Annotated in this window: 26 protein-coding genes; 5 read left to right on the top strand and 21 right to left on the bottom strand. The window is 51.6% G+C overall.

From position 1 onward, the window contains the following. Positions 1–78 precede the first annotated feature (78 nt). Complete coding sequence (locus L6H70_RS20040) at positions 79–630, bottom strand: GNAT family N-acetyltransferase (protein ID WP_236335836.1); 552 nt, start codon at positions 628–630, stop codon at positions 79–81. A gap of 140 nt (positions 631–770) precedes the next feature. Further along, a complete protein-coding gene (locus L6H70_RS20035) occupies positions 771–1,070 on the bottom strand; it encodes a hypothetical protein (RefSeq protein ID WP_236335913.1) in 300 nt (99 codons plus the stop codon). Between the two features lie 210 nt (positions 1,071–1,280). On the opposite strand from L6H70_RS20035, the gene L6H70_RS20030 reads away from it, so the two are divergent. After that, positions 1,281–1,760 (top strand): GAF domain-containing protein, encoded by a 480-nt coding sequence (locus L6H70_RS20030; protein ID WP_206103007.1) that lies wholly within the window; start codon positions 1,281–1,283, stop codon positions 1,758–1,760. Positions 1,761–1,849: 89 nt separating this feature from the next. Here L6H70_RS20030 and L6H70_RS20025 read toward each other — a convergent pair whose 3' ends face one another. From L6H70_RS20025 to L6H70_RS20015, 3 genes are all read right to left on the bottom strand, one after another. Beyond that, positions 1,850–4,279, bottom strand: a complete 2,430-nt coding sequence (locus tag L6H70_RS20025) for a glycogen/starch/alpha-glucan phosphorylase (protein WP_236335834.1) — start codon at positions 4,277–4,279, stop codon at positions 1,850–1,852. 107 nt (positions 4,280–4,386) lie between these two features. Continuing rightward, positions 4,387–5,490 (bottom strand): glucose-1-phosphate adenylyltransferase subunit GlgD, encoded by a 1,104-nt coding sequence (gene glgD, locus L6H70_RS20020; protein ID WP_236335832.1) that lies wholly within the window; start codon positions 5,488–5,490, stop codon positions 4,387–4,389. A gap of 22 nt (positions 5,491–5,512) precedes the next feature. Continuing rightward, complete coding sequence (locus L6H70_RS20015; protein WP_236335830.1) at positions 5,513–6,676, bottom strand: glucose-1-phosphate adenylyltransferase; 1,164 nt, start codon at positions 6,674–6,676, stop codon at positions 5,513–5,515. 474 nt (positions 6,677–7,150) lie between these two features. On the opposite strand from L6H70_RS20015, the gene L6H70_RS20010 reads away from it, so the two are divergent. The 3 genes from L6H70_RS20010 to L6H70_RS20000 all read left to right on the top strand — a co-directional run bounded on the left by L6H70_RS20010 (position 7,151) and on the right by L6H70_RS20000 (position 10,311). Further along, complete coding sequence (locus L6H70_RS20010) at positions 7,151–7,837, top strand: response regulator transcription factor (protein WP_236335829.1); 687 nt, start codon at positions 7,151–7,153, stop codon at positions 7,835–7,837. Further along, on the top strand, positions 7,834–9,537 hold the full coding sequence (locus tag L6H70_RS20005) for a sensor histidine kinase (RefSeq protein WP_236335828.1): 1,704 nt from the start codon (positions 7,834–7,836) through the stop codon (positions 9,535–9,537). The genes L6H70_RS20010 and L6H70_RS20005 overlap by 4 nt, the downstream gene beginning before the upstream one ends. A 207-nt stretch (positions 9,538–9,744) precedes the next feature. Beyond that, positions 9,745–10,311, top strand: a complete 567-nt coding sequence (locus L6H70_RS20000) for an FAD-dependent oxidoreductase (protein WP_236335827.1) — start codon at positions 9,745–9,747, stop codon at positions 10,309–10,311. Between the two features lie 425 nt (positions 10,312–10,736). Here L6H70_RS20000 and L6H70_RS19995 read toward each other — a convergent pair whose 3' ends face one another. The 11 genes from L6H70_RS19995 to L6H70_RS19945 form a co-directional block, all read right to left on the bottom strand. Continuing rightward, positions 10,737–11,720, bottom strand: coding sequence for a glycosyltransferase family 2 protein (locus L6H70_RS19995; RefSeq protein WP_236335826.1), 984 nt, complete (start codon positions 11,718–11,720; stop codon positions 10,737–10,739). Between the two features lie 54 nt (positions 11,721–11,774). Beyond that, positions 11,775–13,895: a glycosyltransferase family 39 protein gene (locus L6H70_RS19990; RefSeq protein ID WP_236335825.1), complete on the bottom strand. Its 2,121-nt coding sequence runs from the start codon at positions 13,893–13,895 to the stop codon at positions 11,775–11,777. A 292-nt stretch (positions 13,896–14,187) separates the two neighbouring features. Next, positions 14,188–14,733, bottom strand: coding sequence for a DUF1697 domain-containing protein (locus L6H70_RS19985; protein ID WP_236335824.1), 546 nt, complete (start codon positions 14,731–14,733; stop codon positions 14,188–14,190). A gap of 23 nt (positions 14,734–14,756) precedes the next feature. Beyond that, positions 14,757–15,569 carry a phosphotransferase family protein gene (locus L6H70_RS19980; protein ID WP_236335823.1) on the bottom strand — a complete coding sequence of 271 codons (813 nt, stop codon included), beginning with the start codon at positions 15,567–15,569 and terminating at the stop codon, positions 14,757–14,759. Between the two features lie 14 nt (positions 15,570–15,583). Then, positions 15,584–15,880, bottom strand: a complete 297-nt coding sequence (locus tag L6H70_RS19975; protein WP_236335822.1) for an antibiotic biosynthesis monooxygenase family protein — start codon at positions 15,878–15,880, stop codon at positions 15,584–15,586. A 42-nt stretch (positions 15,881–15,922) separates the two neighbouring features. Then, positions 15,923–16,549, bottom strand: a complete 627-nt coding sequence (locus L6H70_RS19970) for a BTB/POZ domain-containing protein (RefSeq protein ID WP_236335821.1) — start codon at positions 16,547–16,549, stop codon at positions 15,923–15,925. A 153-nt stretch (positions 16,550–16,702) separates the two neighbouring features. Continuing rightward, positions 16,703–17,809: a GerAB/ArcD/ProY family transporter gene (locus tag L6H70_RS19965; RefSeq protein WP_236335820.1), complete on the bottom strand. Its 1,107-nt coding sequence runs from the start codon at positions 17,807–17,809 to the stop codon at positions 16,703–16,705. A gap of 27 nt (positions 17,810–17,836) precedes the next feature. Beyond that, positions 17,837–18,040 carry a hypothetical protein gene (locus L6H70_RS19960; RefSeq protein ID WP_236335819.1) on the bottom strand — a complete coding sequence of 68 codons (204 nt, stop codon included), beginning with the start codon at positions 18,038–18,040 and terminating at the stop codon, positions 17,837–17,839. A 5-nt stretch (positions 18,041–18,045) separates the two neighbouring features. Then, positions 18,046–19,203: a Ger(x)C family spore germination protein gene (locus tag L6H70_RS19955; RefSeq protein ID WP_236335818.1), complete on the bottom strand. Its 1,158-nt coding sequence runs from the start codon at positions 19,201–19,203 to the stop codon at positions 18,046–18,048. Then, positions 19,200–20,747 carry a spore germination protein gene (locus L6H70_RS19950; RefSeq protein WP_236335817.1) on the bottom strand — a complete coding sequence of 516 codons (1,548 nt, stop codon included), beginning with the start codon at positions 20,745–20,747 and terminating at the stop codon, positions 19,200–19,202. The genes L6H70_RS19955 and L6H70_RS19950 overlap by 4 nt, the downstream gene beginning before the upstream one ends. A gap of 160 nt (positions 20,748–20,907) precedes the next feature. Further along, positions 20,908–21,417: a DUF2569 domain-containing protein gene (locus L6H70_RS19945; protein WP_236335816.1), complete on the bottom strand. Its 510-nt coding sequence runs from the start codon at positions 21,415–21,417 to the stop codon at positions 20,908–20,910. Positions 21,418–21,485: 68 nt separating this feature from the next. On the opposite strand from L6H70_RS19945, the gene L6H70_RS19940 reads away from it, so the two are divergent. Then, complete coding sequence (locus L6H70_RS19940; RefSeq protein ID WP_236335815.1) at positions 21,486–21,827, top strand: MGMT family protein; 342 nt, start codon at positions 21,486–21,488, stop codon at positions 21,825–21,827. On the opposite strand, the gene L6H70_RS19935 is transcribed toward L6H70_RS19940, so the two are convergent. The 5 genes from L6H70_RS19935 to L6H70_RS19915 form a co-directional block, all read right to left on the bottom strand. After that, complete coding sequence (locus L6H70_RS19935) at positions 21,803–22,507, bottom strand: DUF1361 domain-containing protein (RefSeq protein WP_236335814.1); 705 nt, start codon at positions 22,505–22,507, stop codon at positions 21,803–21,805. The two genes, L6H70_RS19940 and L6H70_RS19935, sit on opposite strands and share 25 nt — an antisense overlap. Positions 22,508–22,654: 147 nt before the next feature. Then, positions 22,655–24,433: a SulP family inorganic anion transporter gene (locus L6H70_RS19930; protein WP_236335813.1), complete on the bottom strand. Its 1,779-nt coding sequence runs from the start codon at positions 24,431–24,433 to the stop codon at positions 22,655–22,657. Between the two features lie 107 nt (positions 24,434–24,540). Further along, positions 24,541–24,867: an ArsR/SmtB family transcription factor gene (locus L6H70_RS19925; RefSeq protein ID WP_038585474.1), complete on the bottom strand. Its 327-nt coding sequence runs from the start codon at positions 24,865–24,867 to the stop codon at positions 24,541–24,543. Positions 24,868–25,196: 329 nt separating this feature from the next. Further along, positions 25,197–25,574, bottom strand: coding sequence for a hypothetical protein (locus L6H70_RS19920; protein ID WP_236335812.1), 378 nt, complete (start codon positions 25,572–25,574; stop codon positions 25,197–25,199). Positions 25,575–25,608: 34 nt separating this feature from the next. Next, the gene (locus L6H70_RS19915) at positions 25,609–26,802 is read right to left on the bottom strand and encodes a pyridoxal phosphate-dependent aminotransferase (protein WP_236335810.1); all 1,194 of its coding nucleotides are present in this window, start codon (positions 26,800–26,802) and stop codon (positions 25,609–25,611) included. Between the last annotated feature and the right edge of the window lie 24 nt (positions 26,803–26,826).

Genomic DNA, 26,826 nt, shown 5'->3' with positions numbered 1-26,826 from the left:
CTGCACGGTCCCCTCAGGACTGTGCAGCCGTTTCTTTATATGATCCGCCTACGACTCATGATATCTCGATTAACATTATTACTTCTCATTACGCAGCAGAGCGTAAAGGCTCACGTCCTGAAAACCTGAAGCAGTATGGCGGTATTGGCGCAGCAGGCCTTCCTGCGAAAAGTTCAGCGCCTTAAACAGCCCGTGCGCACGGATATTGCCGGGGTGGCATAAGGCTTCAATCCGGTTCAGGCCCATCGTGCCAAAGCCGAAGTCCAGCACAAGCCCCAGTGCTTCGCGCATATACCCTTGTCCCCAGCAGGAGGGTGACAGCTCGCAGCCGATTTCTCCACGGTAGGCTCCCGGCAGCTGCCATTGGTTATAGCCGCAGCTGCCGATAATCTCACCATCCGGCAGGGTAATGCTCCAGCGCAGGCTCTCCTCCTCTTTGCCCATTTGCAGCAGGAGAGTGATCAGCTGCTCCGCATCCCTGACGGATGCCAGCGGCGGGGTATCCAGCCAGGGGGCGACAGCAGGATGAGTCCATATCTCAAACAGCGCAGAAGCATGGTCCGCAGCAATCGGCTGCAGCTCTATTCTTGTTCCGCTCAGTGTCGGTGCTACCCCACGGCTTAGATACAATACCCTCGTCCCCTTTCATCTTTATAAGTATACTTCATCAGTAAGGATTTTCTGCATTCCTCTCTCACAAAAAAAGCGCCTGCACCAGGCAATGATCTCCCCTGATGCTGACGCTGTTTCATTTCCTAGCCTGATATGACCTAACCTGAGGCTTTCGCCGCTTTGGCCGGTGTAAGCACCTCAGAGCACAGTACCTGCAGCTTCACCTGAATATCCTTGAATTCTTCGATGCCCGTACCGGTGATACTGAACGCATCGCCATGGGCTGTCAGGAAATTCTCCTGAGTGAGCCGTTCCAGTTCCTGCTTCACTTCCCGTTCCGCTACCCGGTACCCCAGTTCCTCAAGTTCCGGCAGCATCTCCGACAATGTTAAGTCCCTCTCACGTGCAATATAAAGCATATGGATCCCTATGAACAAGTTCTGTACATCGGCGCGCATATTCCACTCCTTCCGGCCAAGAGCCTTCGATATATTAAGCAATTACCCTGGGAAGCGCATGGGGAAACACTGCTCCCGCTCCATTTAAGGTATCCATTGTACCTTCTGCAAAAATCCGGTAATACTTGACGTATCGAGTCTTGCTGTACTATGTTGTTAGGTACAGTTATGGTTTCATTACTGACCCCATGTACAGGAAGGTGATGCTTCATGTTTCAGGCGATGCCCTACGACGGGACACGCAGCGAGCGCTTTGAAGCAGTGCTGACGCAGCTTGCGGCGCTGATGGAAGGCGAACCGAATGCTATTGCCAATCTGGCAAATGCTTCGGCATTGCTCAAATTCTCTCTACCGGATACCAACTGGACCGGTTTCTATTTATTTGACGGCAAGGAGCTTGTACTCGGACCTTTTCAGGGACTGCCCGCATGCATTCGCATTCCGCTGGGCCGCGGGGTCTGCGGAACATCGGCGGAGGAACGCCGCACGCTTGTCGTAGACGATGTCCATGCCTTTCCCGGACACATTGCCTGCGATGCCGCATCGAACAGCGAAATCGTCGTTCCCCTCCTGAAAGAGGGCCGGCTGCTTGGTGTGCTCGATATAGACAGTCCGCTTAAACACCGTTTTGACGATGAGGAACGGCGCTTTCTGGAACGGTTCGCAGAGATGGTTGCCGAAGTTCTGTAGGTACCGCGAACAACATAAGGCCGTCACTGATGCAGGAATGATCTGCGCCCGTGACGGCCTCTTTGCTCTGGTACTGATCTGTTACCTCATTATTTAACCGGATTAATGTTCCAAATTTCAGTGGCATAGCGGCTGATCGTATTGTCACTGGAGAATTTACCAGAGTGGCCAATATTGATGACAGACTTTTTCAGCCATTCCTTCTGATTACGGTAAGCAAGATCGATTTTGACATGAGTCTCCACATAGCCGGCAAAATCCCTGAGCACAAAGAACTCATCATTATTGTCAACCAGTGATTGGTACAGCGTATCGAATTCCTGGGTATTGCAGCAAATGGGTCCCGGTGTCACCAGCTGGTCCAGCACTTCTTTGACGCGCCCGTCGCCATTATAGATATCGCGGGAGTGATATCCCCCGAACTGGTAGTAATCTAGCACCTGCTCCGCCCGCAGACCGAATAGGAACATATTGTTGTCCCCGACCATTTCATGCATTTCTACATTCGCCCCGTCCATGGTGCCGATCGTCAGCGCGCCGTTCATCATAAACTTCATGTTGCCCGTACCGGAGGCTTCTTTGCTAGCCGTAGAGATCTGTTCGCTCACATCGGCAGCAGGGATAATCTTCTCTGCCAGGGATACCGAATAATTCTCCAGGAAAAAGATACGGATCTTGCCCTTAATATCCGGATCTTTGTTGACAACATCAGCGACAGTGTTAATCAGCTTGATAATCCGCTTGGCCAAATGATAGCTTGGCGCTGCCTTAGCCCCGAAAATAAAGGTGCGCGGTACCATATCCATGGAAGGGTTATCCTTAAGCTGATTGTACAAGTGCATAATATGCAGAATATTCAGCAGCTGGCGCTTGTAGGCATGCAGCCGTTTGACCTGAACATCAAAGATCGAATCAGGATCCACCGGGATGCCATGCTTCTTGGTGATGTATTCAGACAGGCGCAGCTTATTGCGGCGTTTGATCGCAGCCACCTGCTCCTGGAATGACGCATCCTCACAGTATTTGATCAGCCCGATCATCTCCTGCGGCTGATGGATCCAGCGGGTACCGATGGATTCATTGATGAGTCCGGCCAGCTCGGGATTGGCATGCAGCAGCCAGCGCCGGTGCGTAATCCCGTTCGTCTTGTTATTGAACCGGTGCGGGTACATTTCATTGAATAACCGCATCTCCCGCTTCTGCAGAATCTCGGTATGCAGCGCCGCTACTCCGTTTACACTATGGCTCGCTACAATTGCCAGATGAGCCATGCGGACCTGATCATCATGAATGATCGCCATTTGATTGATCCGGTTCTGATCACCAGGATATTTGCTCATCAGTTCGCCGCAGAACCGGGCATTGATTTCTTCAATGATCAGGAAGATGCGCGGCAGCAGCTCCTTAACCATGCCCATCGGCCATTTCTCAAGTGCTTCGCTCAGAATGGTATGGTTCGTATAAGACACCATCCGTGTCGTCATGCTCCAGGCCTGATCCCAGCCGATACCGTGCACATCCATCAGAATCCGCATGAGCTCAGGGATAACCAGGGTAGGATGGGTATCGTTGATATGCAGCGCCACTTTGTCCGGCAAGGATTCAATCGGAGCTCCGGTCTTGCTGAATGTCCGCAGTATACTTTGCAGACCTGCACTACACAGGAAGTACTGCTGCTTCAGCCGGAGCAGCTTGCCTTCGTACTGCGAATCATCCGGATACAGGAATTCTGAGATGGATTCCACCGAACGTTTGTATTCCAGAAACTTATGATAATCCGAGCCCGTCAGTGATCCGGACATCCGGGAAGCCAGAGTAATCGACTCCGCGCTCCAGTTGCGGAGTGTATTCACATGCTTGCGGTCGGCACCAATAATCGGAACATCATAAGGGACCGCGCGTACCGCTTCATAATCCTTGTGGTCAAAGACCAATTCGCCGTTCTCTTCACGGGTTTCGATGCGCCCCCAGAACCGGACTTCTACCTGCTTGTCTTCCCGGCGCACTTCCCACACATTATCATTTTGCAGCCAATAGTCAGGCAATTCTACCTGGTAACCGTCCACAATCTTCTGCTCGAACAAGCCATATTTGTAACGGATGCCGCAGCCATGCCCCGCATACTGCAGGGAAGCCAGGGAATCCAGGAAGCAGGCAGCCAATCGGCCAAGGCCGCCATTGCCAAGCCCTGCATCCGATTCTTCCTCCTCCACCTCCCGCAGATCGAACCCAAGCTCCGCAAGGCCATCGCGCACAACCTCAAGCACACCCATATTCAGCAGATTATTGCCAAGCAGCCGGCCGATCAGAAACTCCATGGAGAAATAGTAGACCTGCTTATCCTGATTATTCTTATACTTCTGATTCGTCTCTGCCCAGTTCTTCCCCGCATTCTCACGGATCATATTACCGATGATATTGTACACTTCACCATTCGATGCTTCTTCCAGCGGCTTGCCCAGCTTCCCGATGAGGGTCTCGCGGAACACTTTTTTAAAGGTTTCTTTGTCGTTGAACAACAGCAGGTTCCTCCTGTCAGATGCATAATTTGTATGAAATACCTGGCCTCTATTGAAACTCAGGACCAGCCAGACTGCTATAGTGCACAGTCCAGCTGATCCTGGGGTTAAATTTTGCTGCTCTTGGCGATGACAAACGGCCGTTTGCTATCCCCGACGAGAATCCGTTCCTTGCTTAAATGCACATCTTTATCCATAATGACATTCTCGATCACAGCGTTCTCTTCAATAATACACTTTTGCATGATGACAGAGTTAATAATCCTCGCACCTTCACGAACCTGCACACCCCGGAAAATCACGCTATTCTCTACTGTTCCGCCGATAATACAGCCGTTAGCGACCAGGGAATTGCTGACATTCGCGCTGTCGAGATAACGGGTAGGCGCTTCATACTTGATCTTTGTCTGCACCGGATTCTCCAGGAACAGATCCCGGTAATTCTCCTGCTTAAGCAACTCAAGGCTATTCTTATAATAGCTCTCCAGTGAATTGATTACCGCATGATAACCCTTATATTCATAGCCTGCAATTTTAAAGTTAGCCCGGTTCTTCTGAATAACATCGCGGAAAAAGAAGCTCTCTCCGTGCGCAATGCAGTATTCAACCTGCTCCAGGAATACTTTCTTCTCCATGATGAAAATGTCCAGGTACACGTTCGGATGATGTTTCTCCTGGTGAATCTCGGTAACGAGGTTATCGTCATTCAATTCAAGCCGCAGACACGGATCATGCTCCGGCTGAAGCTGGTCGATCGCTTTATAGACAAGCGTGACATCAGCTCCCTTTTCCAAGTGGTACTGGAACACATCCTGCAGATCAACGGTGTTAATATGCTGGCTGCCGGAGAATACAATATATTTGGCTGAGGCCCGCTTGAAAAAATCCAGGTTGTTGTGGTAATGCTGCAAATCTCCGATCGATGTATCCGTCGGATCATTCCAGTCTGGCGGAAGAATGAACAATCCCCCGTGCTTGCGGTTCATATCCCAGGACTTGCCGTCACCGAGATGGTCCATCAGCGAACGGTATTTGCGGCGGACAAACAGCCCGACACTCTCCAGATCCGCCCGCATCATATTGGACAGAACGAAGTCGATCAGCCGGTAACGGCTGGCAAAAGGTACGGCCGCACCGCAGCGGAAATAAGTTAACTCATTCAATTTGTCCAGTTCATGGTCAAGATTGATTACGCCCAAAAGCTCTTTCATCGCGGGTCACCGTCCTTTATGATTATATGGTTTTGGCTGCGACTGATTTCCGTTTCTTACTGCGATTGTCGATCAGCAGAATTTCATCCTCATTCTCCCGTTCGATACCGATCTCCATATAATCCTCGATGACTGTATTCTCACTAATGATGGCTTTATGAATTTTTACATTCTTTCCAATCTTCACCTTAGGCATAATGACGGAGTCGGTAATGACACTGCCTTCGCCCACTTCCACACCGTAAAACAGCACTGAATGCTTAACCTCACCATGCACAATGCAGCCTTCATTAATAATGCAGCTCGACACCTTCGCTTCAGGCGCCACATATTGCGCAGCCTGATTCGGATTACGGGTGAAGATCCGCCAGTTCGGATCATTCAGGTTCAGCGGAGGATGGTCGCTGAGCAGGTCCATATTAGCTTCCCACAGGCTGGCAACCGTACCAACGTCCCTCCAATAGCCTACATAAGGATAAGCGTACAGGGAGTTGCCGTCCTCGAGCATCAAAGGAATGATATCTTTGCCGAAGTCATGGGAGGAGCTTACCTTCTCGCCGTCCTCCAGCAGATGCTTGCGCAGAACATCCCATTTAAAAATATATACACCCATGGAAGCCAGTGTGCTCTTCGGCTTGGCGGGTTTTTCATCAAATTCGTATATCTTGAGGTCTTCATCCGTATTTAGGATCCCGAAGCGGCTTGCTTCCTCCAGCGAAACGTCAATGACCGAGATGGTGCAGTCGGCGTTTCTTGCTTTGTGGTATTGCAGCATTGCGTTATAGTCCATTTTGTAAATATGATCCCCGGACAGGATAAGCACATGCTCCGGGTCAAACTGGTCTACAAATTTGAGATTACGGTAAATTGCATCCGCCGTTCCCCGATACCAGCTGCTTCCGTTCTCCCGTTCATGCGGCGGCAGGACGAACACACCGCCATCTTTACGGTTTAAATCCCAGTCGCTGCCTACCCCGATGTATGAGTGGAGAACAAGCGGCTCATATTGCGTCAGCACACCAACCGTATCAATACCCGAGTTAGAGCAATTACTTAGCGGGAAATCGATAATCCGATAGGTTCCTCCAAAATATACAGCGGGTTTGGCGAGAGATTTAGTCAATCCCTTCAACCTTTTCCCTTGGCCTCCCGCCAATAGCATGGCTACCATTTCTTTTTTCTTCATGGAAGAGCCTCCTTGACATATGGGTATTGAAGCATGTAAATAAATGGGTTGAAAAAATCATATGTTGCAGATCAGACTCAAACGCGGAATTCCAGAAAGAAGTGTATCAGAAAGAAGTCAAATGAAAGAAATGTGTTTGATAGGAAATTTGATAAGATTAACAAACGGGGGAAAACAAACGGAATCGGAACAAGTTACCGGACTGGTTAAAAAGTCTTAAACAATCCGGGTAGTATCCCTATTGTAAATTGTTCTAGGCCCGCCGTCAAAACCCTTTATTACAGGCTCAAAAAGTTAAATTTCCAACTATTTTCCTTAATATTGACATTCATAATCCTTATAAATAGATTTAACCATTATGATTAACCATGAACGAGATTTTCTAATCTTTGATTTAAAAAGAAGTCTTCAGCAAACCTTCAACCTGATGTGTAATAATGTAGCTACCGCTTACTGTAAATGGAGGAACTTATGATGAAAGCTGCCCAAGGTGTACGACTCTTGCTCGTTGATGACGAGCCTCATATACTCCAGTTCCTGGAACTGGGATTAATCAACGAAGGCTTTGAAGTAAAAACCGCCCCAGACGGGGCGAGTGCAATCGCCATTGCTGCTGATTTCAAGCCTCATGTGGCGATCCTGGATGTGATGATGCCGGGAATGGACGGATTCGAGGTCTGCCGCTACCTCCGGTCAGAAGAAACGGAAATAGCCGTGATCATGCTCACGGCCAAAGACGAAGTGGATGACCGCGTCAAGGGTCTGTCCATCGGTGCCGACGATTACATGGTTAAGCCGTTCAGCTTCGATGAGCTGCTGGCCCGGATACAGGCCCGGCTGCGGAATCAGTTTCCCGGACTGCTCGGGGAAGTCCGCTGCGGCCCGTTCCGGATTGACGGCAGACGCAAAGAAATCCGCCACAGGGACGAGGTCCTGGAGCTTTCCCCTACCGAATATGAGCTGCTGCAATATCTGGTCATCAACCATGGCCTCGTGCTGAGCAAGCCGATGATTCTGGACAAGGTATGGGGCTATGATTTCGGTGGCGAAGAAAATATCGTCGAGGTCTATATCCGTTCCCTCCGTGAGAAGCTCGGCGATAAGGAGCACCGGATTATCCGCACGCTGCGCGGTGCAGGGTACCGGGTGGACCTGTTATGATTGCCCGCCTGTCTGGCCTCTTACGCAGACATTCCGCACCACGCTCCCTGCGTAAGCAGCTGCTTGCCACTTCACTGCTTATTCTATCCGTACTCCTCCTGCTCATCGGAGTACTGCAATATGTGCTGATGCGCAATTTCATCTACAGCAACAGGGCTGAATCCATGGAAACCCAGCTGCATTCCGTGCCGCGCGATTTTTTTTATGCGCTATATTCCCGGAATGCGGGGATTAATCCTGAGAATATTAACAATGCAGGACAGGAGAAAAGTCAGCCAAGCGCTGACACCTCCGCCTCCGGCAGTGCATCCGGCAGCGGAGCAGACAGCAGCTCCGGACACAGCAATAACTCCGGGCAGAATGGCCTGGCGGGCAGCAGCCAAGGCTCGCTTATGCCGGAGGAGAACGGGGGAGGCAATCTCGGCGGACTGCCGGGCGTAAATCCGGGAAAGCAGCGGACGGGAGAGAACGGACGCCCGCTGCTGCTTGACGCCCATACCACCATCGCTGTATACAGCTCAGACGGCACGTTTAAGGATCTGCAGCAGGACACCCTGTCCGAGTCTGCTGCCCCGCGGCTGAGCAATGAGGAATACGATGAGCTGCTGAGCCATACTACAGCTAAGGCAAACGGAAAATACAAGCTGATCACCTCCGCGGACGGAAGCCATCATCTGGCTGTTTTCATGGATCTGGGGAGACCCGGCGGAAATAGAATCCTGCTGCAGATGAGTGTGGAGACGGGACCGCTGAAGGATGTAATCCTGCAGCAGCTGCTTATCTTTGCTGCCTTGTCGGTAGTGGCTTTGCTTGCCGGTTTATTCCTCTATTTGCCTGCGCTGCGCACAACATTAGTGCCTTTATCCAATATGGGCGAGGCGGCGCAGCGTATCGATGCCGGTAATCTGGACGTCCGCTTTCCCGTTGATCAGGGACAAATGGAGATCGACAAGCTTTCCCAATCCTTCAACGGGATGCTCGAGCGGCTGGAAATCTCCTTTCATAATGAGCGTGAAGCCAAAGAACAGATGCGGCGGTTCGCCGCCGATGCCTCCCACGAGCTGCGGACACCGCTCACCTCGATTCACGGTTTCCTGGAGGTGCTGCTGCGAGGAGCTGCCGATAACAAAGAGCAGCTCTACAATGCGCTGAAGAGCATGCACGGGGAATCGAAGCGGATCAACAAGCTGGTTGAGGATCTCCTGCTGCTGGCCCGAATGGATGGAGCCCCCCAGCTCAGGGTCAGCCAGCTGCCGCTGGACGAAGTCATCGACGAAATGAAGCCGCAGCTGCTGGTGCTTGCCGGCAACCGCAAGGTTACTTTTGATCTTTCATACGGGATCAACGGAATGGTTGACTCCGACAAAATCAAACAAGTCATTCTTAATCTATTCCATAATGCCGTGCAGCATACGGATACCGAAAAAGGCAGTATCCATATTTCGCTGCACGCCCGGAATACGGAAGCGAAACTTGCCGTTCGTGATAACGGAAGCGGCATCTCAGCCGAGCATATCCCCCATGTTTTTGAGCGGTTCTACCGCAGCGATTCGTCGCGCACACGGAAATACGGCGGATCTGGCCTAGGCTTGTCGATCACCAAATCGATTATCGAGGCGCATAACGGAGCAATCAGCGTCGAGAGCACACCGGGTGAAGGCACAAGCTTCATTATTACCTTACCGTGTCTATTGGATTAGTAGATAATAAGCTGTAATCAACGCTATAATAGTAAGCAGGAAGCTATGCTCACAAAACTTAAGCGTATGCTTTCGAAGCGAGTTTTGTACGAAGACTATTCAAGGAAGCTATGCTCACAAAACTTAAGCATATGCTTTCGAAGCGAGTTTTGTACGAAGACTATTCAAGGAAGCTATGCTCACAAAACTTTTAGGAGGTCGCAATCCATGTATGAAATTGCAATTATCGGAGCCGGTCCTGCCGGTGCAAGTGCTGCCCTGTTCGCCGCCAAGGCGGGCAAAAAAACGCTGTTGATCGATAATGACAAGGGCATGACCCGCAGAGGCTGGTATGAGAACTTCTACGGAATCGCTGAAATCGGCGGCCCAGACCTCGTAGAAACCGGACATAAGCAAGCCGTCAAATTCGGAGCTGAGCTTGTGAACGATCAGGCCGTGAATCTCACTGCGGGCAGCGAGGGTGTAGTCATTGAGAGCGAAAGCGGAGCTACCTATGAAGCGAAGCATGTGATCCTGGCTACAGGTGTACTGACAGATCTCGCTGCTAAGGCGGGCGTGGAGACCAAAGACGGCACGGAGCCGAGAATCAAAACTGTGGTTGCCGTGAATGCGGAGGGCAAAACCAATATCGAAGGCATTTGGGCAGCGGGAACCGTGGCCGGAGTCAGTGTACATGCGATTATCACTGCCGGTGACGGCGCGAAGGTGGCCATTAACATCATCAGCGAGCTGAACGGTACCCGATATGTGGACCACGATTTGCTGAAGGCATAATTCATTACGTTTGCTGCTGTTTGCGCAGTAAGAGGCCAGCCGGGAATTACCGGCTGGCCTTTTTTGTACCATGAGGGAAGGTTATTCAGCATGCGGCCGGTACCCTTTATTAGGTAGGGAACTACATGAACGACAATTGCTTTGACGGGACGGAGGCGCAGTAGAGGGATTTTCCCCACCTAATTTCCTGCGAGCGAAACGAAGTCTGTCTATAGCGGGATTTTCTCCATCTAATTCCTCCCATTCGGAGTAAAACCGGCGTTTCCAATAAACTTAGCAGGAGGAATTCCACCTAAACTAGGTTGTTAGGCGAAAATAAAAGAATTTGAGGGAGGTTTTCCCACTATAATAAGCCAGTCCTTCAGAATAGCCCTTTCGGTTATGTCTAACCTGTCACGTCTTCACCTCAGCAGCTCCTTCCGCCGTTATTTGTTTAATTGGGCTACCCGGGGCTCCGGCCCGGTATTTTGCACCCTGCCTCCATAAAACTCTTGTACAATGTACAGCGGACGGCCTTTGGTCTCGTCATAGATCCGGCCTACATATTCGCCCAGAATGCCCAGCATGATCAGGACGAACCCGTTGAAGGTTAAGGTAATGCCGATCATCGACGCCCAGCCCTTAACGGCCGCGTCCGTAAAGAGCGCCAGGTAGAGCACATACATAAGGTAGAGAAAACCTCCGGCTGACAGCAGACCTCCCAGGTAACCCGCAAGCTTTAGCGGTTTGTACGAGAAAGAGGTGATGCCGTCCAGGGACAGCTTAATCATGCGCTTGAGCGGGTATTTGGTCTCTCCAGCCAGCCGTTCGTCACGCTCATATTCGATCGCCTTCTGGCGGAACCCTACCCAGCTGACCAGGCCGCGTACAAACCGGTTTTTCTCCGGCAGACGTTTGAGCTCATCGCAGACCTTGCGGTCAATCAGCCGGAAATCACCGGTATCGACCGGAATGGAAATATCCGTAGAATACCTGAGTATCCGGTAGAAGACGCTGGCTGTCCATTTTTTGAACAGTGACTCTCCGTTGCGTTTGATGCGTTTGGCGTATACGACCTCGTAACCCTTTTTCCATTCCTCAATCATCTTCAGGATCAGCTCGGGCGGATCCTGAAGATCGGCATCGATAATGATCACCGCATCGCCCAGGGAATAGTCCATGCCGGCCGTAATCGCGATTTGATGCCCGAAATTGCGGGACAGATCAATAAGCTTCACGCACTCATCCCAGTAGCTGTATTCCTCTATCATTTGTGCACAGTTGTCTGTGCTGCCATCATTAACAAAGAGTAATTCATAGGATTCGCCTGTCGTTCCCATCACTTTTTTGATCCGCCGGTAGGTCTCCTGAATCACTGCCTCTTCGTTAAACATCGGTATTATTACGGAATAGCGCACGTTGGTACTCATGAGCAGCTCCTCCTACAAAGTTTTGTACTGAATGTTTGTTCTTAGGTTCATCCCTTACTTAAGGGTAATTTCATACAATGTTCCGCCATTCACGCCTGTTTCGGTTCCCTGCCAATCCGCTGTAGGCACCGCTGTACCATTCTCGGTGATCCAGCTGGTAATTTCAGAGTTTCCGCCACCCCTTCCGCCGCCCATACCGCCGCTGGTAACGAGGAAATACTTCACTTTGCCGCTCTCAACGAGTGCCTTTAGGGTATCCGTCGTATAGGGTACATCTGAGTTGTTGAACCCGTTCAGAATGACTACCTGCTCGCCTTCGTCAATGATATATGGACCTGCTGTTCCGTAATCCATTGCAGCGAACAGATATTGTTCACCGGTGTTATGCTCCTTCAGGTAAGCCAGCAGATTCTCATTCACTCCGGTAGGGTTATTTCTGCCCCCGCCTCCGAAGCCGCCGCTTTCGCTGCTGTCGGGTCCGGCTGCCGGAGTCATGCTGTTCAGCCCGTAGGTGATCGGCGTAAACGCCCAGTAGAGCGGCCCAATCATAAGCACCAGCAGCCCCATTACCGCTGCTGCATGGGCAAAGACTCTCTTCTCTCGGCCTTTAATGATTCTAACGATAATCAGAAGAAGCGCCGCGGCAATACCTGCCGCCAGAACCCCCGCCGACCATCCGCTGCCAATCGTATCGTCATAAGGATGAATAATGTACCACTGGAAGGCTGCTGTAGCCAACACGGCTACAGGCAGCAGCCAGGAGAGCCAGCTTGAACGTTCCTTATAATAGTTCCAGAGCTGTGACCAGCCCGCACCGGCTAACGCCGCAACCGGCGGAGCCATCATGATCAGATAATATTGATGGAAGAATCCGGCGATGCTGAAGAATCCCATAGCCGGCACCAGCCAGGCGAGCCAGAACAAAGCCTCCTTATGCTTCATAGTGAAGTTCTTCCGGCGCAGGCCGGCAAAGATTCCGATTACGCCGAATAATACAAAGGGCAGCAGCCAGCTGGCTTGCCCGGACAATGCCGACTGGAACAGCCTAAGCGGTCCGGCTGTACCCGTATTGAACATGCCACCGCCGTTCATCCCGCCGCCGTTCATACCACCGTCCATAATGCCGCGGCCTTGGGCGCCATCAGTATCGCCGAACTGCCGGCCTTCTCCGTCCGCTCTGCCTCCCGCACCTTGTCCAGGCATTCCGCCGTCATCGCCCGCCGGTCTCCCTGTGCTGCCCATCACATGCCTCTCTCCGTTCATGCCCGGCATTTGTCCGCCACTCATGCCCGGCATTCCGCCATTCATTCCCGGCATCTGCCCTTCATTCCCGAAATTGCCGCCGCCAAATCCGGGCATTCCTCCCCCGCTGCCGCCAGTGCTGCGGTCACCCGTCAACCGGGATACCCCGTTGTAGCCGAATGCCAGATTAAGCACAGAGTTGGTGCCGCTGCTCCCCATGTAAGGCCGCTTGCTTGCCGGGATGGAGTCAACGATGACCGCCCAGGAGAGTGAGATCACCAGCAGCACAGCAGTGCAGGCTGCCAGTACACCGGTTTTCTTCTTCCAATTCACTTTTGCCGCTAGAATATAGAACAGATAAAAGGCTGGTACAACCATATATGCCTGCAGCATCTTCTCATTAAAGGCGACCCCGATCAGCCCGAAGGCGATGAGAAGACTGCCGATGGTATGCTGTTTAGTTCCCCTGAATAAAAACCATGCGGCCAGCAAAAGCGTAAACACCAGCATGGCATCGATATTGTTCGTACGGCTGACTGCTGCAGCTACGGGTGTAGAAGCCATTGCCAGTGCGGCCAGGCGTGCTGCAGTTCTGCCAAAGCCGGGCTTTACCAGTAGATATACAATCAACACCGAACCCACGCCGCCGAGGGCCTGCGGCAGAATCACGCTCCAGCCGTGCAGACCGAAGATTATGGCGCTCAGCGTCTGAATCCAGAACGTCACCGGCGGTTTATCCACCGTTACCGAACCGGCAGAATCCAGTGAGGCGAAGAAGAAATTATGGAAGCTCTGCATCATGCTCCCCACCGCTGTTGTATAGTACGTATTTACATAGTGGTCATTCCAAATTCCGTAGCCGTATAAAAATGCAGCGAGCAGCAGTATGATCAGCAATACTACGTCAGAACTCAGCTTTTTAATGAAACTCATTGTCCCCCACTCCCATCGTTCAATTATCCTTTAATCCGGCAGTGCTCTATCCCCAGTGTCAATCTTTGCCTAGGTGTATTATGGCACCCTTACCTTAACGGATAATGAAATCAAGCTGAATGTTAGCTGAATGCTCAAATCTAAGGAATTCCGGAGAATGTAGTTCAGCGAATCCTTACAGCCACCAGGACAACCGCGCGCAAAAAAGCCCCGCATGGCGGGGCCTGTACTACATGCTATGACCTGTGATTCTTGAAGAGTGGCTTTTATAGCGTGCCCATTTCCTTAAGACTTAGGCTTTCCGGCAAAGTGCAGCCAGCTTGTTCACCGTGTTCCAGTTACGGGCAGTGAGCTGCACACCGAGCAGCTTGTCCAGGGAAACCTTAAACAGCGGCGATTGGCTGACGCTTACCTCATACAATATGTACAATTCTTTACCGACTACCTGCAGCTTATCAGCTCCGTCCCCATAGGGAATAAGCTTCTCCAGAGAGCCGGCAGACGGCGCCTGATCGAGAAATGAAACATACAGCCGCTTGTAATCCTCCTCCGTCTCCAGCTGAAAAGGGCTCGCCTTGATAGCTGACTCCAGCTCTTCCGCAGTACGAAGGATTACGGGAACCTCAAAGCCGAAGGTCTCTCTGATCCGCTTTTCAATTATCGGGACCAGGCCTTCCTCTGAGGGTTCCCCACTCTCGAACACAACGTTACCGCTCTGGATATAGGTGCGGACATTCCCACACCCGAGCGATTCAAACATCGCCTTTAGATCCTGCATTTTAATAATTTTATGGCCTCCGACATTAATGCCGCGCAGCAGCGCAATATATGTGGGCATGATGCACCTCTTTCCCGAACAGGTTAGGCCTTGCGGACAGATCTCAGACGTTTGCGGACTTCCTTGGCAAGCTGCTCCTTCTCTGCTACCGGAACGCCTTCGATTAAGCGCGCTGCGGCTACCGGCAGTATCCAGGCATTGATTTCGGCGTAGCTTCCCCCCGATAGGCTGAGATACTCCCGGATATAACCTTTTGTCAGCCTCTGCCTGATAAAGCCTGTGACCACTCTGGTAAGCAGAGAGGTTCCCGGAGGCATCGCCCCTATACTTAACATCAGCACCGACCGTGCCGTATCTGCCGCAGGATTCCCCGTAATACCTGTCATCCAGTCGATAATCCATGCTTCCTTATCCAGCAGCACATTGTCGGGATGGAAGTCGCCATGACACAGTCTGCTGCCCTCCGGCAGCTTCTCCAGCTGCTCCAGAACTGCCGATTTCTCCTCCATCGTGAGCATGGGTGCGGAAATGATATGTTTTCGCAGCTGCTCCTTATACAGTCCAAGTTCCGGATTGCCCTCCAGCTGATGCAAATTGTAATGCAGGGCAGCCAGTTTCTTAGAATATTCAGCCAACTTCCAAGGCTTCTCGCTAATCATGCTCAGCAGGGAACGGCCATGAATCTGCTGAAATACAATCCCACTTCTCCCCTCTGACTCAATCAGCTCAAGCGGCCGGGGAGTCCGGATACCCTGGGCATAGACATATGTACTAACCTTGAATTCCTGTTCCACAGCCGCAGCGGGAAAGTCCTCCAGATAAAGCTTCAAAATGGTGCCATCCCCATGTTCCCATACCTCTGCTGTCCGTCCAACTCCAATTCGGTTCCCCTGCATAACCTTCCTCCCGTTTAATCCAGATTGATACTGGTGAAATGCTCTACCACCGGGAATGGGCTGTAGTAGGAGTGCAGCAAGGCCTTCCATTCCTGATACTGTGCTGATCCTCTGAAGCCTACCGTATGATCCTCAAGAGTACGCCACTTTACTAGCAGTAGATATTTGTGGTCATCCTCCAGACAGTGCTGGAGTTCATGTCCCAGGTAGCCTTCTATCGAGGCGATCAGCGGAGACGCTTCCTTAAAACTGGCTTCAAACGCTGCGGTAAGCCCCGGCTTTACCTGCAGCATGGCTGCTTCCAATACCATCTGATCCACTCCTAGTAACTTATATTTTTCCCCACGGCCCATTTAACCCTGGAGTGCATCGCGAAAAAACTCATGATAGAAATTGATAATCACCAGCAGGACCGCCAGCGACTCATTCACACTGCCCACTTCCAATGCGTGATTGGCATCGTCAATCCGGTACACCCTGATATTATGCAGTCCGCTGATCTCGGCAGCATACTGTCCGCTGAACATCGGATCGCTGCCGCCATAGATGACACTGCCCCGGCTCTGCTGGATCCATGGAAGAGTCTCGGCGATCGGGGTCAAATACAGATGTGATGTCTTCTGCTGCACGCCCATCTCAGCCGCCAGCCGTCCGGCGATGACCGTCCCCATGCTTTTACTGATGAACAGCAGCTGCTCATACTCCGGAACTGCGGCAAGCGCAGCCTTGCATTCCTCTACGACAATATCCAGCTCTTCCCGTTTGAATCCTGCCCGCGCACTCTGATAACCATACTCCAGGATCAGAAGATCACAGCCGTATTCCGCCGCTACTTTGCCGGCGTAATCAAGCAGGGAGCGCTCGGCGGAATAATTCTGCCCCGGAAAGACAACAGCCAGCACCTTGGATTCCTGAACAAGATACTTATGTCTGACCTCTCTGCCCCAGTGGGAGGACATCATGATACTGGAAACGCTCACTAGGCTTCCTCCTTTCCAACGTTCATGCTGCAAACCGCCTGCGAAGGCATCTGCTATGTTTACCATTATAGCGATCTTCGGCAAAGGTTGGAAATGTCAAAAAAACTCCCTGTAAGTACTGCACCAGGAAGTTGTAGTTCTTCTTACGCATATTTATTGCTGAGAGGCCTCCGCCTTCCGGCTGGACCTTTTAGCCATAACCTCAGCCGAAGCCCACAACGTCAGCGGAATGAACACCTGAAATGGAAGTGCGTAAATTTTATAGATATGATAGGCAAAATACTGCATCTGCATAATGTCCATGTAGATGAAATCAGACAGGTAGACCATGATCAGCCCCATCTGCAGCACCACGGAGCGGTAGCTCTTCAGCTTGAACACTTTCGCTATCCCATTGCAGGATACATACAGACAGAGACTCACTTTGATGAACAGCGCCGTTACAAATACAATGGCCGCCGAACCTTCAATCCGGGTCAGGAAATCACCTACATTGATTCGGCTGACCGCCACATAGGAAGGAAAATACAGGGAGGATACAATATCAGGACCCAGCACAAGCAAATTCCGCACAGAGATCCCTGTTATTATGGTCCCCGCGACGAGTACGCCGCGGAGCAGAACCCGGGCCGCCGAGCCTTTTTTGGGAAGAACGGTGAATGCTCCCAGAAAAACCACAATCTCCGCAAACGGGAAGGTAACCGTACCGCCGGCATCTGCAAAGACCGGTCCCCACCCGCTGTCCAAAAGCGGCTTCAAATGATGAATTTCATATTTGGGAACGGAGAGCAGCTGGACAACAAAAATAACCGCCAGGGTGAACAACAGCAGAAATTTGGCGCTTCGTCCAAGCACCTCCATTCCCGCATTCACTACCCAAATACAGAGCAGACCGATAATCAGCATCGGTGCGATCATTGGCGTGGACGTCAAAGCAACCGTTTTGCTGAATTCCCCAAAATTACGCAGCACCAGTGCCCCCAAATGCAAGGTATACCAAATGTAAAGGCAGGAGAGCCCCCTGCCGAAATATGCCCCGAATACGGAGATCAGCATATCGTAGAGATCTTTTCCCGGGAAAAGCACATGCAGTCTCGCATAGACGAGTATAAGAGGGACCGCCAGTGCCATAGCAATGATCAAAGCGATCCAGCTGCTGTTGCCCGATTGCCCGGAGGCCCCCATAAACAGGGAGCTGCCGATAATGAACAGAATGACGATGCTGGTCGATTGTCCAGCGGGTATAATCTCTTTGCCCACGCCCGCTCCCCCTCCTCTCAGACCACACTAGAATAACATTTTAACTACATGAACAATCAGCGGTGAGGGACTTGGAATCTCCCAGTGCATCGATAACGCAAAGGCTAGGGAAAAGGAAACCAGGCATAATGCAGAGCATACATAGAAATCCCGCTTGTTCCCTTGCTTCAGCAGCCCGTAAGGATCGAATAACACGATAACCGCATAAATGAGCACGATGTAAATGGGCAATTGTATTAATCTCCTAACTTAATTGTTCTGGAAGATTTGGCTGTGCTCTGGATGATGATTTCCGAACGGACCTTCACGTCCAGACCGGTAAATTCCTCGGGCCACTTGTCCTTAAGCTTGCGCCAGGTTCTAGGCATCTCTTCATGTACAATTTCGCCAAAGCCAAAAATATCGGCATGATATTCCCGCTGCATCTTACGGATGACGGAGAGAATATTTTGCTGCAAGGACTCGCCCGCACGTTCCGCAATGGCCTGGATCGTTTCTTCGCCGGCAAAGCCTTCAGCGCTCATCGCCTCGTCCAGTCCAGTATGTGTGACCGTATGGATCTGCATTTCTAACCTGCCGTCCACCCATTTGGGCTTTACCTTCGTTCTGCTCGATAAAATCTCCAGAGAGTAGGTGGGCGTACCTTTTGCGTTTTCCACCTCCAGGACACCTCCTTTGATTTTATTTTTGGCAAAAAGAGCATATTTGGTTTCATCTCCATTTAATTTTCCGACCATCCGGTCCCTCACGAATACCGCGGTTCCGTTTACGTGCTCATTTTTTTGGCCGTTCTTCTCATACATATAGATCAGCGGCGCTATCGCATTGTCCCCAGATGACTCCAGCTTGTCGATGAAATCCCAGATTTGCACAACTGGTGCAGTACTGGTAAACGTCTCGTCATTCATCATCTGGGCCAGTTCATAGGAAATAATCGTTTTTGTCTCGCTGTTCAGATTCAGCACCTCGTGGGCATTCTTTTCACTCGATACAAAAAGAAATACATCCGCCCGGGTCTCCGTATCCCTGCTGTACCAGTCAATGACCTTAATCAAGCCCTCCCGGGCTACCTCCTCGCTGAGGATAATGACTTTGGCATGACTCCACAACAGCTTTTTGCCGGTCAAAGAGATCATGTTGCGGGCAATATCAAATATCGTATTACCGCTGAGGCTGATCATTTTGAAGCTGGCCTGACTCTGCTGCATCCCTTCCTGGGTATCGACCATTTCCACGGTTAGCTGCAGGTTGTTCTCCTTTTTATTCTTATCGATTGCCACACCGGCGACAATGTTCATATCATCGATCTCCGAATAGTTCCAGCAGCCGGACAGGCTGATCAGCATAACGGCAGAGAGCAGGGCAGACAAGACTTTGGACAAGGTCTTCATCATCGTTTGGCCTGTCTCTTAGGCTGCTTCCGTCTCATGTTTCTCGCACCGATAACCGCCGGACGCAGATACATGTCCCACCACGGTGCACGGACGGCCGTATCTTTGATGTCCTGTGGCCGGATGGAGCCTACGCCAAGCATATAGGATACACCGAACGAGCGCAGGCTCATCAGATGAATTACCAGTCCCAGCAGCCCGAAGAAATACCCGTAGATTCCGAAGAAAAATGACGCCAGCAGCAGCAGAATCCGCACGATAATCAAAGGCCCGGTGAGCCGGGGGTTGAGCAGAGTCGTGATCCCGGTCAGGCCGACAACTATGACCATCGGGGCGCTAACGATCCGCGCATCTACAGCAGCCTGGCCCAGTACAAGCGCTCCAACAATGCTGACCGCCTGGCCGATCGAATTGGGAATCCGTGCGCCTGCTTCACGCAGAATCTCAAAGATGGTCAGCATGAGAAAGGCCTCGACAATGGTCGGAAAAGGAACCGACAGCCGAGCAGTCGCTATACTGAGCAGCAGGAGCGTAGGTACCATCTCCTGACTGTACGTCACAAGGGCAACATAAACGGCAGGAATACTGATCGACATAAAGGCACCGATTACCCGGAGCAGCCGGTTAAACGTGGCGAAGGAATAATTGATATAGTAATCCTCACTGGCCTGGAAATTCTCCACAAATACATACGGCAGGGTCAAAGCAAACGGACTGCCTTCAATCAGCAGGGCAATCCGCCCCTCCATAATTTTACTGACAACCGAATCCGGCCGTTCCGTACTTCCAATCATCTCAAAAGGGGAGTAGGGCTCATCCCGGATTAGCTCGGCCAGATACCCGGTATCCAGCAGATGGTCTATCTCCACCCGTGCCAGCCGTCCCTGCAGCTCCTTAAGAATATCCGGGGAGGCCAGGCTCTCCAGATAACAAATGCAGGTTTGGGTTTTCGACCGCGTACCGATATCGGTAAACACAAACTTCAGATCGGAATTCTGCACTCTGCGTCGGATCAGGGTCAGATTGGTCAGCAGCGACTCATTAAAGCCCTCCCTTGGCCCCCGGATCGCTTTATCGGTAGATGGTTCTTCTATTGCCCGCGTCTCCCAGCCCTGAGCATTAATATTCAGCGCACCGGCATAGCCATCCAGGAAAAAGATTGTTTTACCGCCTACCACGGCGCCAATGAGTTCATCCAGCTTCGTCGAAGCGATAATGTCGCAGATGTTAATCACCCGGGTACGGATCGTTTCCATGAGCTCTGCCGGATTGCTTCCATCCTCATCGGTGAACTCATAGGTCATGATCGGCTTCGTAATCCCGTTCTGAATCAGGTCTCTGTCAATCATTCCGTCAACATAGATGATTCCGCAGCGGATACGCTTATCATGGGCATTCTCTATCACTCGTATTCTAAGTGTGCCGTCACTACTGAATATCCGCCGGAACAGCGCAATCGTGTCATCCAGTGAGCGGCTGAGGGGCTGCGAAGAATCTATTTTCAGGGCAGAACGGTCGCTGTTTTCCGTAATTTCTGTTTTTGCCACAGCCGTCACTCCTGTCCATGCTTTTGTCCTGATTATCCCCTGCTATCCTCACTCCTATTCGCCAATATTTTGCACTTGAGGAAAACCTTCCGGGAGGCTTCCGAAAAAGCAAAAAAAGCCGCAGCTGCGGCTCTCTTACGAAAGAATGATAACGGCCTATCTATTCGACAAACGTATTACGGACTCTCTTGGAGCGTAAAACATAGGTGATCCAGATTAAACAGGTTAGCAGGGTCCGCGCAATGTCCTGGACTCTGTTGCCGCTGACCCACTCGTCTGAGGAAGGAATATTCGAGAGCAGCACAGCATCAACGATTAGCACAAGCAGATTACCGAGGTAGAAGAAAATCAGCCAACGCGGAAACACAGATTTTTTGTTATACAGCAGAATAAGCAGGTAAGCTACAAGCAGGACTATCACGATGTTAGCGATCACTTCAAACAACAGCGTAGGCCTCCACAGGGTATGATAATCCCCCTCTCCGGGAGTAGTCAGCTTATCCCAGGTCTCACTGCCAAATGTAGTGGTGAAAAATTGAAAAATCGTTAAAACGGTGCTGATAAGCGTAAGGTACAGCCCGATTTGCACAAGCACCAGCCAGCCGCCAAGCCCTTTCGGGTGATCAGGCGACAGTCTCATCCCTTGTTGTCCGGGGATAAGCTTTCCCAAAGCATACACATCCTTTGATATAATTAGTTAATGAGTTACTACAGCTACTGAAACTTAAAGGAGAACCTATGACACCATTTACTGCGAGGGTTATTGCCATTATTCAAGCCATACCCGAGGGAAAAGTAATGACCTACGGAGGAGTGGCCCGTGCTGCCGGAAGCCCTAGGGCTGCCAGACAGGTTGTGCGGATTCTGCATTCCATGAGCCGGAAATACAAGCTGCCCTGGCATAGGGTCGTCAACGCCAAAGGAAGAATCGCTCTGGACGATGAATCCGGCTCCCTACAGAAGCTATATCTGCTTGGTGAAGGGGTGCACTTTGAGGTCAATGGCGGGATCGACCTGGAGAGGTTCCAGTTTCGTCCGCAGCCTGATCCGGAGGATCAGCTTTTGCCGCCTCTGGCATAAGCCCTCCGGCTGCCGCCGCTGCCCAGCCCGTTCAGCAGGAAGTACAGTGTAGTATAAATCACGAGCAGAACAACCGCCACAAACAGGCTGAAGAACAGCGATTGCCGGTTCAGACTGTCTTCGACCAGCTGATACAGCTGATGGCGGTCTGTGAGTACATCCCAGCTGTTCAGCCGGTATACCCGGCCAAGCAGCACACCATATCCCCCTAGTGCACATGCGGCGAATACAAAAATCCAGGAAAACACAAGATTGCTTTTGCGGCAGATCACGTTCTGAAACTGGTATAGTGAGAAGAATCCCGTCAGCCAGCCGCTCCAAGTGAACAGAAGCAGGGTAACCAGATCATACCAGAACCGGCTTTGCACTTCTCCGCCGACGATATAGATGCTTTTTCTCGCGGTTAGGTGCAGGAGATCTGTCATCAGATACGGCGCGTTTGGAAAAAACAGCAGCCAGGCAATCCCCAGCGGCAGCAGCAGGAGCCCGCCGACCTTCCGCTTATCCAGCATATATGCGGCACTTGAGAACAAAAAAGGAATCCAGGCCAGGAAAAAATTCCAGAGCAAAAAATCATAAAATGTATCGGTCCGCAGCGAAACTACGCGGTATACACCCAGAGTAGCCAGGGACAGTCCAGCGAGTAGCATAAACACCTTGCCATAATTAAGTTCCTTCATCAGGGTACAATCTCCTTATCCAGATTACATAGAGTACAGTTAGTTATGTACAAATAGGGTATTCACCAGTCCATTATAAATATAACAGCCCGGGCAACAGGATGCACCCAGGCTGTTATACTTATTTGAAATTATGGAAGATCTGCCCTACTGGATTCCGCTGCTGAGCTTTCCCGACACTGCCGGCTTTCTGCCTTTGAAGACGCCTCTGCCCGGCACTTCCTCAATTCCGGACAACGCTGCGCATTCCCGGAACGCGGCATGTCTGCAGCCTGCGCAGCGGTCTGTATGGATCATTCCGAGTGCTGCATTGATGGCATCTCCAGTGTGATCGAAGAAATGCTCGGCTCCGATTTTGTCGTACAGGCCTGTTCTCTTCAATAGATCATACGGCTGAGGCTGGGCACCGGTAATCATCAGCTTGCCCCCATCTGCCTGCAGCTGTTTCACAAGCTCCGCCAGATTGGCCTCACCTGTGGTGTCGATAAACGGCACCTTGCCCATACGAAGGATAATAAGCTTCGCCTGGCCGGGGCCAAGCTCCGGCATCGTATCATTAAACCTGTAAGCAGCCCCGAAAAATAATGGACCCTCCACATTATAAATTCCGATCTGCGGGCAATCATGGCTGTCTGTCACCATATGCGCCGCTACCTTGACCGATGCAGGATCAGGCAGTACCTTGGCGACCAGATGGGTCTCACCCATCCGTTTGACGAACAGGATTACGGCTAGTACCAGCCCTACTTCCACGGCTACCGTTAAATCCGCGAATACCGTTAAGAGGAAGGTAATGGCCAGTACAAGAGAATCGCCGGTTCCCAGCTTCAGCAGCTGCAGGAACTGCTTGCGCTCGCTCATATTCCAGGCAACCACCATCAGAATCGGCGCCATGGCCGCAAGCGGAATGCTGGAAGCATACGGTGCAAACAACAGCAGAATAAGGAATACAACAACTCCGTGAATCACACCAGACAGCGGAGAAGCCGCCCCGCTGCGGATATTCGTTGCCGTTCTGGCAATCGCGCCTGTTGCCGGGATTCCCCCGAACATCGGCGCGGCAATATTCGCAATGCCCTGACCGATCAGTTCCCGGTTGCTGTTATGGCGGCTGCCGGACATTCCGTCAGCAACCACCGCTGACAGCAGCGATTCAATCGCACCCAGCATGGCGATCACAAACGCCGGGCGGAGCAGATGCCTGATCCGCTCCCAGGTAATCACCGGAAAGTGAAAGCTCGGCAGCGTGTTCGGAATATCGCCGTAAGCGGAGCCAATGGTAGTGACTTTACCGCTGAAGAACAACGCCGCAACCACGCTGGCGCACAGCAGCCCGACCAGTGATCCCGGTATCTTGGGGGCAAAGCGTAGCCCCAGCACAACTACCGCAAAGCATATTGCAGCGGTCAGCACACTATACAGGTTCACCGTCGAGATATGCATGCCAAGTTCCTTCATATTGTCGATGAAGGCTTCATGGCGTTTAATTCCCTTAAGCCCGAGGAAATTCCCGATCTGCCCGGTAAAGATAATGACGGCAATCCCGGCTGTAAAGCCGATGGTTACCGGCTTCGGAATAAATTTTATCAGAACACCAAGCCTTAAGAGGCCCATAACCACAAGAATAACTCCGGCCATCATCCCTGCAATCAGCAGATTCTCATAGCCGTATTCCATGGCAATCGCGAATAGAATCGGAATGAACGCGCCTGTCGGTCCGCCAATCTGAAATTTCGAGCCGCCGAATAAGGAGATCAGTATCCCGGCTACTATGGTCGTATAAATCCCATACTCCGGTTTTACACCGGATGCAATAGCAAATGCCATCCCGAGCGGGATGGCAATAACGCCGACGATTGTCCCTGAAATGATATCCTTCCGCAGAGAAGCAATGTTGTAGCCTTGAAAACGGCCCCACCCTGTCATCATCTAACCTTCTTTTCTTTAAATATCTGATTATTTGAATATATGAGCAACAATACTCCTGCCTGCCGTTCTTGTCAACGGAAAATCCACCCTGCTGAGGGCGGATTTTATTCGCTGCGGATGCCCTCCAGGAGGGATATTGCATTCACGAGATGGTTATCGAAAATCTGTCTGGCCACCGCCAGCAGGTCCTTAATCAGGGGATCACGCAGAGAGTAGATAACCGTAGTCCCTTCCTTGACGCTGGCTACCACATTCTTGGCACGGAGGACGGCCAGCTGCTGGGATACCGCAGAGCCTTCCGAACCGAGAATCGCCTGCAGCTCATTCACATTCTTCTCGCCTTCGCTCAGCAGTTCCAGGATGCGGATCCGCATCGGATGAGCCAGCGCCTTGAAAAACTCCGTCTTAAATTGTTGAATATCGCTGTTCATTGGACTTCTGCTCCTTATATATATGTTGAACTTTAGATTAACCCAATCGGCATTGTACGCTGCTGCGAGGAATATTTGGACTTCCGGCCGCTGTTAGGTTTGGATTCCCTGATTTAACCCGCTTTTCGCGGTAGAATCCAAACCTAAAGGCGGACGCTGTCACTCCTACAGTTCCAAATTTCCCCTCCGCTGCTTTTACCTCTATGTAGTTCTTTAGTTCAGCATACATAGCTGTACTTCAAACCTGTTGTTTTATCTTAGCCTATTTTCTCAGGAGTGGCTATGCAGATGCAATAATTATAGGATTAACGCCACTTTCGCTCCGCTTATTAAATTGCCGGATAGACCGCCAGCTCCCGGGTCCGTATCTCCACCCAGCCGCCCAGTGCCATTGGTTCACCCAGGCATTCGAACATGATCAGTTCCGGCCCAATCCGCAGATACCCCGTTCCGTCTGCCTCAATATTCTCCAGTATACCGGTTAATATCACCTGTTCCCCGTCTATGCGTATCCCGCAGTCACTGCTATTGACCAGCACCAGATCTACCCAGCGCATAATAAGAGCGGGCAGCTCAAATTCTGCCTCAAGCACAGCTCCGGGCTCTGGCAAAGACCCGCCGCCCCAGATTCCCCTGCCCTCACCGCAGTCGGCAGAAAACCACACCTCATTCTTCCTGATCCCATGCTTCAATAGGGTTATCTTCATCTCTGTGCTCCGCCTCTTCTTAATATCACTTATGCTAATTACAGCTTTCTTCCACAGTAAACAGCTTCAATCCCGCGATCCGCTGCACAGCTTCCGCCAGCCGGGCTTCATCACTTACCAGACCAATCCGCACATAGCCTTCGCCATAAGCACCGAAGCCAATGCCTGGAGCGACGACCACATGTGCCTGCTCCAGCAGCAGGTCCGCAAAGCTCTGTGAGGTATAGCCTTCCGGAACAGGAAGCCAGGCGAAGAAGGAGCCGCGCGGAGCCTCCACCTGCCAGCCGATTTGCTGCAGGCCGCTGATCAACGTGTTGCGCCGGGCTTCATAGCGGTCTACGTTCTCGCGGACACAATCCTGCGGACCCAGCAGCGCAGCAGCAGCCGCTTCCTGTACGGCCCCGAACAAGCTGACATACATATGATCCTGCAGCAGATTCAGGCTCTCGATCACACTGGCATTTCCTGCGGCAAAGGCCACCCGCCAGCCGGCCATATTATAGGTCTTCGACAAGGTATAAATTTCGATGCCGGTCTCCTTAGCCCCTGGTGTCTGGAGGAAGCTGACCGGCCGCTGCCCCTCATAGCCAATCGCAGCATAGGCAAAATCATGCACCACACATATGTTATGCTTCTCCGCAAACCTGACCGTCTCCAAAAAGAACTCACCGTCAGCCACCGCTCCGGTTGGATTGTTCGGGTAGTTAAGAAACATCAGCTTCACCTTGGCCGCCGTTTCCGGGGGAATAGCCGCATAGTCAGGCAGGAACCCGTGCTCCTCCTTGAGCGGCATCATCTCCATAACAGCCCGGGCCAGCTCAATACCAGACCAGTAATCCGGATAACCCGGGTCCGGCACGAGTGCGGTATCCCCCGGATTCAGCAGGCACTGCACTACCTCAACCAGTCCGGTTTTCCCGCCGAACAGAATTGCGATCTCCCGCTGCGGGTCCAGCTCTACACCATACTCCCGTTTGTAAAAAGCTGCCGCAGCTTCTTTAAGATAGCCGTGCCCGCGAAAAGGCGGGTACTTATGATTCAGAGGGTCTACCGCCGCCCTCTGCAAGGCTTCTACAATATGAGACGGGGTAGGCATATCAGGATTGCCTTGCCCGAGATTAATGACATCATGTCCTTCAGCCGCTACCTGGCCGGCTCTGGCAACAAGCGCAGCAAAGAACTGGTTAGGCAAAGCATTGAGCACTTGGGAAGGTTCGAAAATATTCATTGCCGGGTCACCCTCTCGTTAATA

It is taken from the genome of Paenibacillus auburnensis (assembly GCF_927798115.1).
GTDB classification, from domain to species: Bacteria; Bacillota; Bacilli; order Paenibacillales; family Paenibacillaceae; genus Paenibacillus_AQ; species Paenibacillus_AQ auburnensis.
This window is presented reverse-complemented; position numbering and strand designations above follow the sequence as displayed.